This window comes from Sphingomonas flavalba, assembly GCF_004796535.1.
GTDB lineage: Bacteria > Pseudomonadota > Alphaproteobacteria > Sphingomonadales > Sphingomonadaceae > Sphingomonas_L > Sphingomonas_L flavalba.
This window is the reverse complement of sequence record NZ_SPHY01000005.1, coordinates 150,062-164,977: the sequence shown is the minus strand read 5'-3', so window position 1 is coordinate 164,977 and position 14,916 is coordinate 150,062. Positions and strand designations below refer to the sequence as shown.

The 14,916-nt window shown below is 69.4% G+C and carries 14 protein-coding genes; 7 read left to right on the top strand and 7 right to left on the bottom strand.

The window, feature by feature from the left end; genetic code table 11:
* Nucleotides 1–289: 289 nt before the first annotated feature.
* On the top strand, nucleotides 290–2,578 hold the full coding sequence (locus E4A53_RS07270) for a CDC48 family AAA ATPase (protein WP_136162420.1): 2,289 nt from the start codon (nucleotides 290–292) through the stop codon (nucleotides 2,576–2,578).
* Here E4A53_RS07270 and E4A53_RS07265 read toward each other — a convergent pair.
* Together E4A53_RS07265 and E4A53_RS07260 are read right to left on the bottom strand one after the other, a co-directional pair.
* Nucleotides 2,547–3,779, bottom strand: a complete 1,233-nt coding sequence (locus E4A53_RS07265; protein ID WP_136162455.1) for an MFS transporter — start codon at nucleotides 3,777–3,779, stop codon at nucleotides 2,547–2,549. The genes E4A53_RS07270 and E4A53_RS07265 overlap by 32 nt on opposite strands.
* A gap of 59 nt (nucleotides 3,780–3,838) precedes the next feature.
* Nucleotides 3,839–4,162, bottom strand: coding sequence for an antibiotic biosynthesis monooxygenase family protein (locus E4A53_RS07260; RefSeq protein ID WP_136162419.1), 324 nt, complete (start codon nucleotides 4,160–4,162; stop codon nucleotides 3,839–3,841).
* 84 nt (nucleotides 4,163–4,246) lie between these two features.
* Here E4A53_RS07260 and E4A53_RS07255 point away from each other — a divergent pair, with 84 nt between their 5' ends.
* Nucleotides 4,247–4,864 (top strand): class I SAM-dependent methyltransferase, encoded by a 618-nt coding sequence (locus tag E4A53_RS07255; RefSeq protein ID WP_239018173.1) that lies wholly within the window; start codon nucleotides 4,247–4,249, stop codon nucleotides 4,862–4,864.
* A gap of 9 nt (nucleotides 4,865–4,873) precedes the next feature.
* Here the strand turns inward: E4A53_RS07255 and E4A53_RS07250 are convergent, their stop codons facing one another.
* Nucleotides 4,874–6,040, bottom strand: coding sequence for a phospholipase D-like domain-containing protein (locus tag E4A53_RS07250; RefSeq protein WP_136162418.1), 1,167 nt, complete (start codon nucleotides 6,038–6,040; stop codon nucleotides 4,874–4,876).
* A 129-nt stretch (nucleotides 6,041–6,169) separates the two neighbouring features.
* Between E4A53_RS07250 and rpoZ the strand changes: the two genes are divergently transcribed.
* The gene (gene rpoZ, locus E4A53_RS07245; protein WP_136162417.1) at nucleotides 6,170–6,511 is read left to right on the top strand and encodes a DNA-directed RNA polymerase subunit omega; all 342 of its coding nucleotides are present in this window, start codon (nucleotides 6,170–6,172) and stop codon (nucleotides 6,509–6,511) included.
* 103 nt (nucleotides 6,512–6,614) lie between these two features.
* Here rpoZ and E4A53_RS07240 read toward each other — a convergent pair whose 3' ends face one another.
* Nucleotides 6,615–7,088, bottom strand: coding sequence for a winged helix-turn-helix transcriptional regulator (locus E4A53_RS07240; RefSeq protein ID WP_136162416.1), 474 nt, complete (start codon nucleotides 7,086–7,088; stop codon nucleotides 6,615–6,617).
* Nucleotides 7,089–7,222: 134 nt separating this feature from the next.
* Between E4A53_RS07240 and E4A53_RS07235 the strand changes: the two genes are divergently transcribed.
* The 4 genes from E4A53_RS07235 (at nucleotide 7,223) to E4A53_RS07220 (ending at nucleotide 12,135) form a co-directional block, all read left to right on the top strand.
* Nucleotides 7,223–7,534: a CC_3452 family protein gene (locus E4A53_RS07235; RefSeq protein WP_136162415.1), complete on the top strand. Its 312-nt coding sequence runs from the start codon at nucleotides 7,223–7,225 to the stop codon at nucleotides 7,532–7,534.
* A 108-nt stretch (nucleotides 7,535–7,642) separates the two neighbouring features.
* Nucleotides 7,643–9,733: a RelA/SpoT family protein gene (locus E4A53_RS07230; RefSeq protein ID WP_136162414.1), complete on the top strand. Its 2,091-nt coding sequence runs from the start codon at nucleotides 7,643–7,645 to the stop codon at nucleotides 9,731–9,733.
* A 57-nt stretch (nucleotides 9,734–9,790) separates the two neighbouring features.
* Complete coding sequence (locus E4A53_RS07225) at nucleotides 9,791–10,981, top strand: acyl-CoA dehydrogenase (protein ID WP_136162413.1); 1,191 nt, start codon at nucleotides 9,791–9,793, stop codon at nucleotides 10,979–10,981.
* On the top strand, nucleotides 10,978–12,135 hold the full coding sequence (locus E4A53_RS07220; RefSeq protein WP_136162412.1) for a CaiB/BaiF CoA transferase family protein: 1,158 nt from the start codon (nucleotides 10,978–10,980) through the stop codon (nucleotides 12,133–12,135). Before E4A53_RS07225 ends, E4A53_RS07220 begins: the two co-directional genes overlap by 4 nt.
* 127 nt (nucleotides 12,136–12,262) lie before the next feature.
* On the opposite strand, the gene E4A53_RS07215 is transcribed toward E4A53_RS07220, so the two are convergent.
* The 3 genes from E4A53_RS07215 to E4A53_RS07205 form a co-directional block, all read right to left on the bottom strand.
* Nucleotides 12,263–13,150: an acyl-CoA thioesterase gene (locus E4A53_RS07215; protein ID WP_136162411.1), complete on the bottom strand. Its 888-nt coding sequence runs from the start codon at nucleotides 13,148–13,150 to the stop codon at nucleotides 12,263–12,265.
* Nucleotides 13,143–14,378: a serine hydrolase domain-containing protein gene (locus tag E4A53_RS07210; protein WP_136162410.1), complete on the bottom strand. Its 1,236-nt coding sequence runs from the start codon at nucleotides 14,376–14,378 to the stop codon at nucleotides 13,143–13,145. Before E4A53_RS07210 ends, E4A53_RS07215 begins: the two co-directional genes overlap by 8 nt.
* 272 nt (nucleotides 14,379–14,650) lie before the next feature.
* Nucleotides 14,651–14,905, bottom strand: a complete 255-nt coding sequence (locus tag E4A53_RS07205; RefSeq protein ID WP_136162409.1) for a DUF3297 family protein — start codon at nucleotides 14,903–14,905, stop codon at nucleotides 14,651–14,653.
* Between the last annotated feature and the right edge of the window lie 11 nt (nucleotides 14,906–14,916).

Genomic DNA, 14,916 nt, shown 5'->3' with positions numbered 1-14,916 from the left:
CAGCAGTCGAATTTCAACGGGCGCCGGAATCTCCCGATCCGCTCTCTATCATGATTGCATAAATTGCAACTCACATTTGGTATTTCGCACTTGCACAAAACCCGATTCGGCTGCAAACGGGACGGGCCTTTCAGGCATCCTCTCCTAAAACTTCAAGGCCGGTCCTTCGGGGCCGGCTCTTTTTTTGCCCGCGCCTCTCCCTCCTGCCCGAAGCACAAGGGGGTCGCAACCTGCCGGCGGCACTCCTATGTCTAGCGTCCGACGAATGCAAAGAGAGGGCAAGGCGGCCATGGCCGACAGTGACGAGGGGCGGAAGATCCAGGTTGCCAACGCCCGGCCGGAGGATAGCGGCCGCGGCCTCGCCCGCATTCCCCGCGCGGTGATGACCGCGCTTGGCCTGCAGGAAGGCGACGTCGTCGAGATCGTCGGCAAGCGCACTACCGCCGCTCGCGCGCTGCTCCCCTACAGCGAGGACGAGGGGCTCGACATCCTGCGCCTCGACGGCCTCCAGCGCGCCAATGCCGGCGCCGGCTCCGGCGACATCGTCACCCTGCGCAAGGCGGAATCGAAGCCGGCGCAGCGCGTCGTCTTTGCCCCCGCCCAGCAGAATCTGCGGCTCCAGGGATCGTCGATGGCGCTGAAGCGCACCTTCTACGGCCGCCCGCTCAGCGCCGGCGACGTCGTCGCCACCGCCGGCCACCAGCAATCCAACGTGCCGCCGCAGGTGCGGCAGATGATCGCGGCGCCGGCCTATGCGCTGCAGGAGATCCGGCTGGTCGTCGTCGCCGCGGCGCCCAAGGGCATCGTCCATATCGACGAGAATACCGAGGTCGAGCTGCGCCCGGAATATGAGGAGCCGCGCGACGCCCGCCGCGCCGACGTCACCTATGACGACATTGGCGGCCTCGGCGCGACCATCCACCAGTTGCGCGAGATGGTCGAATTGCCGCTGCGCTACCCCGAGCTGTTCCAGCGGCTGGGCGTCGATCCGCCGCGCGGGGTGCTGCTCCACGGCCCGCCCGGCACCGGCAAGACCCGGCTGGCTCGCGCCGTCGCCAACGAGAGCGATGCCGAATTCTTCCTGATCAACGGCCCGGAGATCATGGGCTCCGCCTATGGCGAGAGCGAGAAGGCGCTGCGCGAGGTGTTCGAGCAGGCGACCCAGCGGGCGCCGTCGATCATCTTCATCGACGAGATCGATTCGATCGCGCCGAAGCGCGGCCAGGTGCAGGGCGAGGCGGAAAAGCGGCTGGTCGCCCAGTTGCTGACGCTGATGGACGGGCTGGAGGCGCGCGCCAACCTGGTGGTGATCGCCGCGACCAACCGCCCCGAGGCGATCGACGAGGCGCTGCGCCGCCCCGGCCGCTTCGACCGGGAGATCATCATCGGCGTGCCAGACGAGCCTGGCCGGCGCGAGATATTGGCGATCCACACCCGCGGCATGCCGCTCGGCGAAGCCGTCAACCTGGACGAACTGGCGCGCACCACCTTCGGCTTCGTCGGCGCCGACCTTGCCGCGCTGACCCGCGAGGCGGCGATCGAGGCGGTCAGGCGGATCATGCCGCGCATCAACCTGGAGGAACGGACGATCCCGCCGGATGTGCTGGAATCGCTGTCCGTCACCCGCGCCGATTTCGTCGAGGCGCTGAAACGGGTGCAGCCGTCGGCGATGCGCGAGGTGATGGTCCAGGCGCCGACGACGCGCTGGGACGACATCGGCGGCGTCGACGAAGCGCGCGAACGGCTGCGCGAGGGCGTCGAGATGCCGCTGAAGGACCCGGCGGCGTTCAGGCGGCTCGGCATCCGTCCGGCCAAGGGCTTCCTGCTTTACGGCCCGCCCGGCACCGGCAAGACGCTGCTCGCCAAGGCGGTCGCGCATGAGGCGCAGGCCAATTTCATCGCCACCAAGTCGTCCGACCTGCTGAGCAAATGGTACGGCGAGAGCGAACAGCAGATCGCCCGCCTGTTCAGCCGCGCGCGACAGGTGGCGCCGACGGTGATCTTCCTCGACGAGCTGGATTCCCTGGTTCCGATGCGCGGCGGCGGGCTGGGCGAGCCGCAGGTGACGGAACGGGTGGTCAACACCATCCTCGCCGAGATGGATGGGCTGGAGGAACTGCAGTCGGTCGTCGTCATCGGCGCGACCAACCGGCCCAACCTGATCGACCCGGCGCTACTCCGCCCCGGCCGCTTCGACGAGCTGGTCTATGTCGGCGTGCCCGACGAGGCGGGGCGGCGGCGCATCCTCGGCATTCACACCGCCCGCATGCCGATCGCCGGCGATGTCGACCTCGACGTGCTGGCGGCGCGGACGGAGCGGTTCACCGGCGCCGACCTGGAGGACCTGGTCCGCCGCGCCGGCCTCAGCGCGCTGCGCCGCTCGCTCGACTCGGTCGAGGTGACGATGGCCGATTTCGAGGATGGGCTGAAAACCACCCGCGCCTCGGTGACGCAGGAAATGGAGCGCGATTACGAGCAGATCGCCGCCAAGCTGAAGCAGGATGCGAGCGGCATGGACACGATCGGCTTCGTCGCGCCCGGCATGCTCACTCCGCGCGGGCAGAAGGGCGGAGACTGACGATCGCATAGCCGGCGAGGACGAACAGCGCCGCGCCGGCGACAAGGTAGGGCAGCGGCCCCCACAGTTCGTACAGGCCGACGCCGATCGACGGGCCGAGGACATAGGCCGCGCCGTTGACCGCCGTCGTCCGCCCGGCGACGGCCCCCTGCTCCTCCGCGCCGACCGCCAGCGACGCGCCGGCGGTGAAGGCCGGCCGCAGGAAGCCGAAGCCGAGCGAGGCGATGCCGGTTGCCACCGCGATCGCGTAGAGTGATCCGGCGACGCCGATCAGCGCGCAGCCGGCCGCGGCGCTGATCCCGCCCCAGATCGCCAGGCTGCGCGGGCTCAGGTCGAGCAGCGGGATCACCCCCCATTGGGCGAGCAGCGTCGCCCCCGCCCCGGTCATCAGCACGATGCCGATCGCCTGCTGCGCCTCGATCGGCGGCAGGCCGAGCCGGTCGATGACGAGGAAGCCGATCGCCTGGCTGGTCATCGCCTGGGCGTGGCCGGTGACCAGGCCGACAACCATCCACGGCCAGATCCGCCGGTCGGTCAGCTTGATCTCGCGCGGCGGCCCCTCGGCGGTGGCGGCGACGATGCTGGCGCCGGTGCCCTCGCCGCCGATCGACGGATAGCTGGTCGCCGCACCTTTCGTGGTCACCTCCAGCGTGTCGTCGGACAGGTGGCGCAGGACCAGCCACAGCACGACCGCGCCGAAGCCAGCGAAGACGAAGGCCGGGCCGGCCAGCCCGACCAGCGGCAGCACGAAGAACGGCGCGAAGGCCGGCCCCAGGATCGTGCCGAGGCCGAAGGCGGAGGCGAGCAGGGTCAGCGCCCGCGTCCGCTCCTCCCGCCCGGTGCGCGCGGCGACCATCGCCTGCGCCGCCGGCGGCGCCGCCGCGCCGAAGCCGCCATAGATGATCCGGGCAAGGATGAAGGCGACCATCGCCGCCGTGCCGCCGATCCAGCCGAGCACCCCGGCCGCCAGGAACACGCCGCACAGGATGACCGACAGGGTGAAGCCGGCGATGCCGATCGCGACCATCCGCTTGCGCCCCGACCGGTCGGACCGCCGCGCCCAGGCCGGGGCGACCACCACCCAGACCAGCGCCGACACCGAAAACGCGAGGGCGACGGCGCTGTCGCGCACGCCGAGCGACCGGCCGAGCGCGGGCAGCACCGATTGCAGCGCGGTATTACCGGCAGCGATGGTCAGCATGACCAGGAACAGCAGGCCGAAATCGCGGTCGACGCGCCCCGGCCCCGCCAGTTGCTGCTTCACGCCCGCGTCCAGGCATAGGCGCGGTCGACCGTGGCGACGACGACCTGATAGTCGTCATACCACACGCCCCGGCCGCGCTCGCGGATCGCCCTGTGTTCCGGCTGGTCGCGCCAGGCCAGCGCCGCCGCCTCGTCCGCCCAATAGCTGATCGTGATCCCGCGCCGGTCGGCGGCGCGGACGCTGACGATATCGACATAGCCGGGCTGGCGGGCGGCGAGCCGGACCATCGTCTCAGCCGCCGCCGCATAACCGGCGTCGTCGTCCACGCTGCGCGTCGAGACGAAGATGACGGCGGTCATGCCGGTAAGAATTTGCGCCATACCGATGCCATAGGAGCGGCGCGCGCTTGAATAAAGGCCACGGATTTGCGACGGCACGATTTCAGGACCGTTCACGGAGTCATGATGTCCGTTTCTTCCGCCCAGCATCGCACCAAGTCCCGCAACAGCTTCGCGCACCGTAGCCGGCCGCTGGCGATGTTCTTCTCGGGCTTTCTGAAGCATCCGGTCATGGTCGGTTCGATTATCCCCTCATCGCCGATGCTGATCGACAAGATGCTGAAGCCGGTGGATTGGGCTTCAACGAAACTGTTCGTGGAATACGGCCCCGGCGTCGGCACCTTCTGCCGCCCGGTTCTGGAAAAGCTGGCGCCGGATGCGATGCTGATCGCGATCGATACCAATCCGGACTTCGTCTCCTACCTGCGCGACGAGATCCCCGACCCGCGTTTCAAGGTGGTCAACGGTTCCGCCGCCGATGTCGGCCGCATCGTGCGCGACCATGGCTTCGCCCACGCCGACTATATACTGTCGGGCCTGCCCTTCTCCACCCTGCCCGCCGGCGTCGGCCCGCGCATCGCGTCGGAAACGGCGGCGATCCTGCGCCCCGGCGGCGCCTTCCTCGTCTATCAGTTCAGCCCCAGGGTCCGCGACTTCATCGCCCCGCATTTCGAGCGGATCGACCACGGCTTCGAATTCTGGAACGTCCCCCCGGCCCAGCTCTACTGGGCGTGGAAGGACTGACCCCGCCGTTCAGGCGCCATCCACATCGAAATTCAGCCGGCTGGTGATGTTGTAGTCCAGCACCGCGACCACGAAATAGCACAGCGCCCAGCGCATCCGCAGCAGCAGCGTGCGCCAGCCGGTGACGTCGGCCAGCGTCCATTCGCGGCACTGCGCCAGTTCGCCGTCGAAATAGGCGCGCATCCGGTCGGCGAAGCCGGCGTCCTTCACCGCCAGCATGATCTCCATGTTCAGGTACAGGCTGCGGATGTCGAAATTGGCGCTGCCGATATGGGCGCGGTCCTCGACGACCATCAGCTTGGTGTGCAGCTTGCCCGGCTGGTATTCGAACACCCTGACCCCCCGGCGCAGCAGCCCGGCATAGCAGAAGCGCGCCGCGCCGATCGTCGTCGTGTTGTCGGACCAGGCGGCGGTCATCACCCGCGCCGCGCCGCGCCGGCCGATCCGCTCCACCCGCCGCAGCATCGCCGGGTTCGGCGCGAAATAGGCGGTGCCAAGGTCCAGCCGGTGGGCGTGCTGCAATTCGCGCTTCACCGCCCGCGCCCACGGGTTCAGCCGCCGGGTCGGCCCGCCGAGCAGCCAGTGCACCCGTCCGTGGCGCGGCTGCCAGCCCTTCAATGCCCGGCGCAGCGCGCGCAGCCGTGGGTGCGGGTGCTGGCTCCATTCGAGCAGCCGGTCGAAATAGACGGCAAGCGGCTCGGCCGCCGGCCCGTCGAGGATCAGGCCCAGGTCGCGCCAGCCGCCCTCTGCCGGCGACAGGAAATAATCGTCGGCGATATTGAACCCGCCGATCAGCACCCGCCTGTCGTCCGCCAACGCCATCTTCTGGTGGTTGCGCAGCAGATAGCGGCGGCCGAAACGCGGGATGAAGCAGCAAAAGGCGGCGCCCAGATCGGCCAGCGGCGCAAAGAAATTACGGTCGCAGGCCTCGACGCTGCCGAAACCGTCGACGAGCAGCGACACCTTCACGCCGCGCACCGCCGCCGCCATCAGCGCGTCGCGCACCCGCAGCCCGGCATGGTCGGGCGCGAAGGTGTAATAGAGCAGGCGCAGGCTGTGCTCCGCGCCGTCGATCAGGTCGATCAGCGCGGCCATATGCTCCGGCCCCTCGGTCATCAGCTGCAACCGGTTGCCGTCGATCAGCGCGTTGTCCCCGTCGGTCGCCGCATCGCCCATCGCGCAGGGATGCCGCGCCCGTCGCGGAGAGGCAAGCCGGCGGCGCCAGCCCTCCGTTTTCATTGACATCGGCGGGTCGCATCGCTACCTGCGAGCCCTTCCTTCCATCGTGATGAAGCTGGAGCGACTATGGCGCGCGTTACCGTCGAGGATTGTGTCGACAAGGTGCCCAACCGGTTCGACCTGGTGCTGGTCGCGGCGCAGCGTGCGCGGCAGATTTCCGGCGGCGCCGATCTGACCCTCGACCGCGACCGGGACAAGAACCCGGTCGTCGCCCTGCGCGAGATCGCCGAGGAGACGATCCGCCCCGACGACCTGCGCGAGTCGGTGGTCCAGCTGCTCCAGCGCGTCCAGGTCGACGACGAGGACGCGCCCGACGCGATCGGTTCGCTCAGCCAGTCGGCGGAGGCGCTGCGCCTGACCGCCGCCGCCCCGCCGCGCAACCAGAATCTCGGCGCCGACTACGAATAACTGAAACCGCCCCCCCCGCGCCACGGCGGGGGGAGGCCCGGATCGATCACCCCGTGCTCCTGCGAAAGCAGGGGCCCACCGGACCCGCATCCGCCGCCAGGCGCTATTCGGCCGCCGGCCCGGCCAGTTCCGCGCGGTCGCGGAAGCACAGATCCTCCCATTCCAGCGGCCGCCCGTCATGGGCGTAGACGCGGATCGGCCGCACCGGCGCGCCGTCGCGGGTGTCGACCAGCACCGGGTTGGACGGGCAGCCGGTCTCCCACCGCTCCCCCCACTGGCGCAGCGCGATCATCGTCGGCAACAGCGCCGCGCCCTTGTCGGTCAGCCGGTATTCCACCTTGCGGCGATCGCCGGGGCAGGCTTGCCGCTCCAGGATGCCGGCCGCGACCAGCCGCGCCAGCCGATTCGCCAGGATATTGCGGGCGATGCCGAGGCTCGCCTGCATCTCCTGGAAATGCTGCAAGCCGTTGAACGCCGCGCGCAGGATCAGGAAGGACCAGCGCTCGCCCATCGCCTCCAGCGCGGCCGGCAGGCTGCACTGCAACGCAAGATGCGGCAGGGGAGCGGGATTTTCCATGACCGCCAGAGCTAGACCAGCCCGTGCGCCGGGCGAAACGAAAAAATGCTGCCTGGTTTCATATGGAAACTTGACGACGTAAACTTGACGCTGTAAATATCGCGATGCCCCTCAGCGGAATGGGAATGACCCCGATGCTTCGTATTCTCAGCCTGGCCGCCGCGCTCACCGCGTCGTCCCTGTTCGTCGCGGCCCCGTCCGCTGCCCAGCCGGGCGCCTTCTACAACGCGATCCCGGCCGCCGCCCCCGCCGCCGGCCGCACCGTGATCCGCGACCAGATCTGGTCGTGCGACGGCACCAGTTGCGCGTCCGGCCGGGGGGACAGCCGCCCGGCGGTTGTCTGCGCCGTGGCCGCCCGCGAGCTGGGCCGGCTGACCGCCTTCACCGCCGATGGCGAGGCGTTCGACGCCACCGCGCTGGACAAGTGCAACGCCCGCGCGAAATGACCCGCGCGGGCCTCGGCTCGAAGGGCGCGCGCCCTCCCTTCGCGCCCTTCGGGCTACCCCGCATGAAATCTGTTGCATTGCGGCAGGGGGCGGCCCCATCTAGGCTCGATGCTGCGTCAATATGAGCTTGTAGAGCGGGTCAAGAGCTACGATCCCGACGCCGACGAGGCGCTGATCAACCGTGCCTATGTGTTTTCGATGCAGGCGCACGGCAGCCAGAAGCGCGCTTCCGGCGACCCCTATTTCAGCCATCCGATCGAAGTCGCCGGCATATTGACTGACCTGCGGCTGGACGACGAGACCATCGCCACCGCCATCCTCCACGACACGATCGAGGACACGGTCGCGACGCCGGCGGAGATCGAGAAGCTGTTCGGCGGCAACGTCGCCCGGCTGGTCGACGGCGTCACCAAGCTGTCGAAGATCGAGGCGCAGACCGAAAACGAGCGCGCCGCCGAAAACCTGCGCAAATTCCTGCTCGCCATGTCGGACGACATCCGCGTGCTGCTGGTCAAGCTCGCCGACCGGCTGCACAACATGCGTACCCTCCATTTCATCAAGGACGAGGACCGCCGCCGCCGCATCGCCCGCGAGACGATGGATATCTACGCCCCGCTCGCCGAGCGGATCGGCATGTACGAGTTCATGAACGAGATGCAGACGCTGGCCTTCCAGCAGCTTGAGCCGGAAGCCTACACCTCGATCACCCGCCGCCTGGAACTGCTCGAATCCGACGGCGGCGACCGGATCGCGCGGATCTCCGCCGGGCTGAAGCTGCTGCTCGGCCGCGGCGGGCTGGACGCGGAGATCAGCGGCCGGCGCAAGCACCCCTACTCGATCTGGCGCAAGATGCAGGAACGCCACATCAGCTTCGAGCAGTTGTCGGACGTGATGGCGTTCCGCGCGATCGTGCCGACGGTGGAGGATTGCTACAAGGCGCTCGGCATCATCCACCGTCGCTGGCCGATGGTGCCGGGCCGGTTCAAGGACTATATCTCGACGCCCAAGCGCAACGGCTACAAGTCGCTGCACACCGCCGTCATCCATGCCGAAAACATGCGGGTCGAAATCCAGATCCGCAGCGAGGCGATGCACGCCCAGGCCGAATTCGGCCTCGCCGCCCACTGGGCCTACAAGCAGGACAGCAAGAAGGGGCCGGACGGGCAGGTCGGCTGGATCAGGGACCTGATCGAAATCCTGGAAACCGCCGGCAGCCCGGAGGAGCTGCTCGAACATACCCGGATGGCGATGTACCAGGACCGCATCTTCGCCTTCACGCCGAAGGGGGAACTGTATCAGTTGCCAAAGGGCGCGACCCCGGTCGATTTCGCCTATGCGGTGCACACCGACCTTGGCGACACCGCGGTCGGCGCCAAGATCAACGGCCGGGTCGTGCCGCTGCGCACCCCGATCGTCAACGGCGATCAGGTGCAGATATTGCGGTCCAAGGCGCAGGAGCCGCAACCGGCCTGGCTGAACTTCGTCGTCACCGGCAAGGCGCGCGCCGCCATCCGCCGCTTCGTCCGCCACAAGGAGCGGGACGAGGGCATGGCGCTCGGCCGCAAGCTGTATGACGAGATCGTCGCTCGCCTGCCCGCGCAGCTCGCGCCCAACGCGCTGAAAGAGGCGCTGCAACGGCTGAAGATGGATGACGAGGCGGCGTTGATGATCGCCATCGCCCGCGGCCAGGTCAGCGACGCCGGGCTGATGGAGGCGCTGATGCCCGGCTCCTCCGGCGGCGACGCCGAAACCGCGCCGCGCCAGCGCGAGGCGATCTCGATCAAGGGGCTGACCCCCGGCGTTGCCTTCGTCCTCGCCCCGTGCTGCCACCCGGTGCCGGGCGACCGCATCGTCGGCCTGCGCCACCCGGACGAGCCGATCGAGGTCCACGCCATCGGCTGCCCGAAGCTGGCCGACGGCGTCGACGCCGACTGGATCGACCTGTCGTGGCGCGACGGGTCCGACGGCGCCGTCGCCCGGCTGGCGGTGGTGCTGAAGAACGAACCCGGCGCGCTCGGCGTGATGGCCAGCGTGATCGGCGCGCACAAGGCGAACATCCTGAACCTGCGCCTCGACAATCGCGACGGCGGGTTCCACAGTTTCTCGCTCGACCTGGAAGTGCGCGACCTGCACCACCTGACCCGCATCCTCGCGGCGCTGCGCGCGGCGGAAGCGGTCAGCTCCGCGACCCGCCTGTAGGCGGCCGGGCCGGGCGACTATTCTGGCCCGCCCGCCGGGCCGCAACCGGAGGCTGACATGGCTGAGACGATCGCGCGCCTGCGCTGGGACGATCCGCTGCTGCTCGACGAGCAGTTGAGTGACGAGGAACGGGCAATCCGCGACACTGCCCACGCCTATGCCCAGGACAGGCTGGCCCCGCGGGTCATCGCCGCTTTCCGCGACGAGACGCAGGACCCCTCGATCTTCCGCGAGATGGGCGAACTCGGCCTGCTCGGCCTGACCCTGCCGGAGGAATATGGTGGCGCAGGTGCTTCCTATGTCGCCTACGGCCTCGTCGCGCGGGAGGTCGAGCGCGTCGATTCCGGCTACCGCTCGATGATGAGCGTGCAGTCGTCGCTCGTCATGCATCCGATCTTCGCCTATGGCGACGCGGCGCAGCGGGCGAAATACCTGCCCCGGCTGGCGACCGGCGAATGGATCGGCTGCTTCGGCCTGACCGAGCCGGACGCCGGCTCCGACCCCGGCGGCATGCGGACGCGGGCGGAAAGAATCGACGGCGGCTACCGCCTCTCCGGCTCCAAGACGTGGATCTCAAACGCCCCCTTCGCCGACGTGTTCGTCATCTGGGCGAAGTCGGACGCCCATGACGGCGCGATCCGCGGCTTCGTCCTCGAAAAGGGGGCGAAGGGCCTATCGGCGCCGAAGATAGAGGGCAAGCTGTCGCTACGCACCTCGACCACCGGCATGATCATGCTCGACGGCGTCGAGGTCGGCGAGGACGCGCTGCTGCCCAATGTGTCGGGGCTGAAGGGGCCGTTCGGCTGCCTCAACCGCGCCCGCTACGGCATCGCCTGGGGCGCGATGGGCGCGGCCGAGGATTGCTGGCACCGCGCCCGCGCCTACACCCTCGACCGCAAGCAGTTCGGCCGCCCGCTCGCCGCCACCCAGCTCGTCCAGAAGAAGCTGGCCGACATGCAGACGGAAATCACCCTCGGCCTGCAGGCGGCGCTGCGCGTCGGCCGGCTGTTCGACGAAGGCAGGCTGGCGCCGGAAATGGTCAGCATCATCAAGCGCAACAATTGCGGCAAGGCGCTCGACATCGCCCGCGCCGCCCGCGACATGCACGGCGGCAACGGCATATCCGAGGAATATCACGTCATGCGCCACGCGATGAACCTGGAAACGGTGAACACCTACGAAGGCGCGCACGACGTCCACGCGCTGATCCTCGGCCGCGCGATCACCGGCCTGTCGGCCTTCGCGTGAAGCCGCTCGCCGGCGTTCGCGTCCTCGAACTGGCCCGCATCCTCGCCGGGCCGTGGGCCGGGCAGATGCTGGCGGACCTGGGCGCAGACGTCATCAAGGTTGAACGGCGCGGGGCGGGCGACGACACCCGCGCCTGGGGTCCGCCGTTCGTCACCGGCGCGGACGGCGCGCCGCTGTCGGCCGCCTATTACCATAGCTGCAACCGCGGCAAGCGCTCGATCCTCGCCGATTTCGATTCGGCGGAGGATATCGCGCGGATCAGGGCGCTCGCCACCGACGCCGATATCCTGATCGAGAATTTCAAGGTCGGCGGCCTCGCCCGCTACGGGCTGGACTGGCCGGCGCTGCGCGCGCTCAACCCGCGCCTGATCTACTGCTCGATCACCGGCTTCGGCCAGACCGGGCCCTATGCGGCGCGCGCCGGTTACGACTATCTGGTCCAGGCGATGGGCGGGCTGATGGCGATCACCGGCGAGCCGGGGCGCGAGCCGCAGCGCGTCGGCGTCGCCGTCGCCGATCTGTTCACCGGCGTCTACACCGCCGGCGCGGCGCTGGCCGCGCTCCACCGCCGCGCCGAAACCGGCGAGGGCGGCCATGTCGACATGGCGCTGCTCGACGTGATGACCGGGGTGCTCGCCAATCAGGCGATGAACCTGTTCGTCAGCGGCCGGTCGCCGGGGCTGACCGGCAACAGCCACCCCAATCTGGTCCCCTACCAGCCGTTCGCCACCGCCGACGGGCTGGTCGTCGTCGCCACCGGCAACGACCGGCAGTACCGGCGCTTCTGCGCGGTGCTCGGCGTGCCGGAACTGGCCGACGACCCGCGCTTCCTGACCAACGCCGGGCGTGTCGCCAACCGCGAGGCGCTGATCGCGCTGCTCGCCGCACGAACCGGGACAATGGCGCGCGATACCCTGCTCGCCGCGCTGGAGGCGCAAGGCGTCCCCGCCGGCCCGATCAACAGCGTCGCCGAGGCGTTCGCGGACCCGCAGGTGGTGGCGCGCGGCATGCAGGTGGAACTGGCCGCCCCACACGTCGCCGGCGGGCGGCTGCCGCAACTGCGCGGCCCGATCCTGCTCGACGGCGAACCGATGGTCGCCGACCGCGCCCCGCCTGCGCTCGGCCAGGACGACGCCGACTGGCACTGGCGCTGACCGCACTATCGCCGTCCCCGCCCAAGCGGCAGCCCCTCCACGGCGCTGCGCCGCTTCAACCGGCTTCGGGGCCACCCGTACTCCTGCGAAAGCAGGAGCCCATGCCCTCCAAGGGTGCCGCCCCCGCCTAACCGCGCTGGCGGATCAGCCCCTCCTGTGCGGCGCTGGCGATCAGCCGCCCGTCGCGGGTGAACAGCGCGCCGCGGTTGAAGCCGCGCCCGCCCCCGGCCCATGGGCTGTCGGTCGTGTAGAGCAGCCAGTCGTCGACGCGGAAATCCTCGTGCAGCCACAGCGCGTGGTCCAGGCTGGCGGTCTGCATGTCGGCGTCGAGCCAGCTTACGCCGTGCGGCCGCATCGCCGTGCCGAGCAGGAACATGTCGGACATATAGGCCAGCATCGCGCGGTGCAGCGCCGGGTCGTCGCCGACCGGGGCGGCGGCGCGCAGCCAGATCTGCTGGGCGGGCGGCTCCGTCTCGCCGGTCATCCAGCCATGGCTGCCGACCGGCCGCATCTCGAACGGGCGCGGGCGCAGGAAGAACGGACGCCATTTCTCCGGTACGCGCGGCGCGAAGGCGCGGCGCAGCTCCATCTCGTCGGGCAGGTCCTCCGGCGCCGGCACGGCGGGCATCTCCGCCTGGTGGGCAAGCCCCGACTCGCGCTTCTGGAACGAAGCGGCGAGCGACAGGATCGGCTGGCCGCGCTGGAAGGCGATGACCCGGCGGGTGGAAAAGCTGCCGCCGTCATGGTCGCGCTTGACCCGGTAGATGATCGGCTGGTCCTCGTCCCCCGGCCGCATGAAATAGGCGTGGAGCGAGTGAACCACCCGCTCAGGCGGGGTGGCGTGGGTGGCGGCGACCAGCGCCTGGGCGATGACCTGGCCACCATAGACCCGGCCGATGCCGTCCGGCTTCTGCGGCCCGCGATAGAGGTCGATGTCGATCTGCTCGACATCGAGCAGCGCGGTCAGCGCCGCGATCAGGCTTGCCGGGTCGGCAGGGGTTTCGGCGTCAGCCACGGCGCGTCTCGGTCAGCGCGGCATAGAGCATCGTCTTGATCTGGCGGCGGATCGGCCAGGTATTGGACGGGCTGAGTTGGGCCATGAAGATCATGATGATACGCTCCACAGGATCGACGAAGAATGCGGTCGAGAACATGCCGCCCCAATAGAAATCGCCGACCGACCCGGGCAGCATCACCGCCGCCAGATCGGTCGTCACCGCAAAGCCCAGGCCGAAGCCGGCGCCAGCGTTGGTCGCCTCGCTGAACAGCGATTTCGACATCGACGCGATGTCGCGGCCGCCCGGCAAGTGGTTGATCGTCATCAGCTCGACCGTCTTCGGCGCCAGGATGCGCGCGCCGTCGAGCGTCCCCTTGGCGAGTAGCATGCGGCAGAAGCGGTGATAGTCGGCGGCGCTGGACACCAGCCCGCCGCCGCCCGAAAGCTGGGTCGGCGGCCGCCGCCAGGCGCTGCTCTCGGCCGCGTCGTACAGCAGCATGCCCTTGCCCGGCGCCATTGCATAGCAATCGGTCAGCCGGTCGATCTTCGCGTCCGGCACGACGAAGCCGGTGTCGTCCATGCCGAGCGGGCCGAGGATGCGGTCGCGGAACACCGCGTCGAGCGGCGTGTCGGTCAGCCGCTGGATGACGAGGCCGAGGATGTCGGTCGACACCGAATAGTTCCACTCGTCGCCCGGCGAGAATTCCAGCGGGATGTCGGCGAGCAGCCGGACGACGGCGTCCAGGTCGTGCGGCCCGTACCAGTCCTCCAGCTTGGTCGCGCGATAGGCGGCGTCGACATTGCCGCGATACTGGAAACTGTAGGTCAGGCCGGAAGTATGGCGCAGCAGGTCGACCATCAGCATCGGCCGGGCCGGTGGCCGGGTGACGAACGGCGCACCGCCCCCGCCGCCGGCGCGGACGGCCAGGTCCTTCCATTCCGGAATCACCGTCGCGACCGGATCGTCGAGCGCGACGCGCCCTTCCTCGACCAGTTGCATGAACGCGACCGAGGTGACCGGCTTGGTCATCGACGCGATGCGGAACAGCGCGTCGTCGGCCATCGGCCGGCCGTCCTCGCCCATCACCCCGCGCGTCGAGAAATGGACCGGCGCGCCGTCGCGGCTGACCAGCAACTGGGTGCCCCTGAACCGGCCGGGCGCGACATAACGGTCGGCGATGAACCGGTCGATCCGGTCCAGCCGCTCCGCGTCGAAACCATGTCGTGCCGGGTCAACCGTCTTCATCCGTCCGCGCTCCTGCCGTCCGGTCGGGCATATCGCCGCGCGGCCGCCGCGATCAACCGGTAGGATGGATCGCCATTCGGACGATGATGATCCATCCCTGGTTCCTGCGCGCCATGGGCTCCTGCTTGCGCGGGAGCACGATGCGGTGCGGCGCCGGCCCGCGCCCCCACCCGGCCCCCCATTTCAGGATACTGTCGTTGGGAAGTCGGGTGGGGGCGCGGGCCGGCGCCGTTCCCCAACAAACAATGGGCCGGGCTGTCGCGGCAGCGCGCCTACGCGTCGTCGCTCGCCGGCGTCTCGAACCGCGGCTCGACCGGGCCGGACAGCTTGATGGTCAGCGGCCGGCCGCGCCGGTCCATCTTCTTGCCGAGGGCGACGCGGATCCAGCCCTCGCTGACGCAATATTCCTCGACGTCGCGGCGTTCATTGCCCTTGAAGCGGATGCCGATGCCGCGCCCCAACGCGTCGGCGTCATAGAACGGGCTGGACGGGTCGTTGCTCAGGCGGTCGGGCGGCGTATCGGTCATCCCCGCCCGAT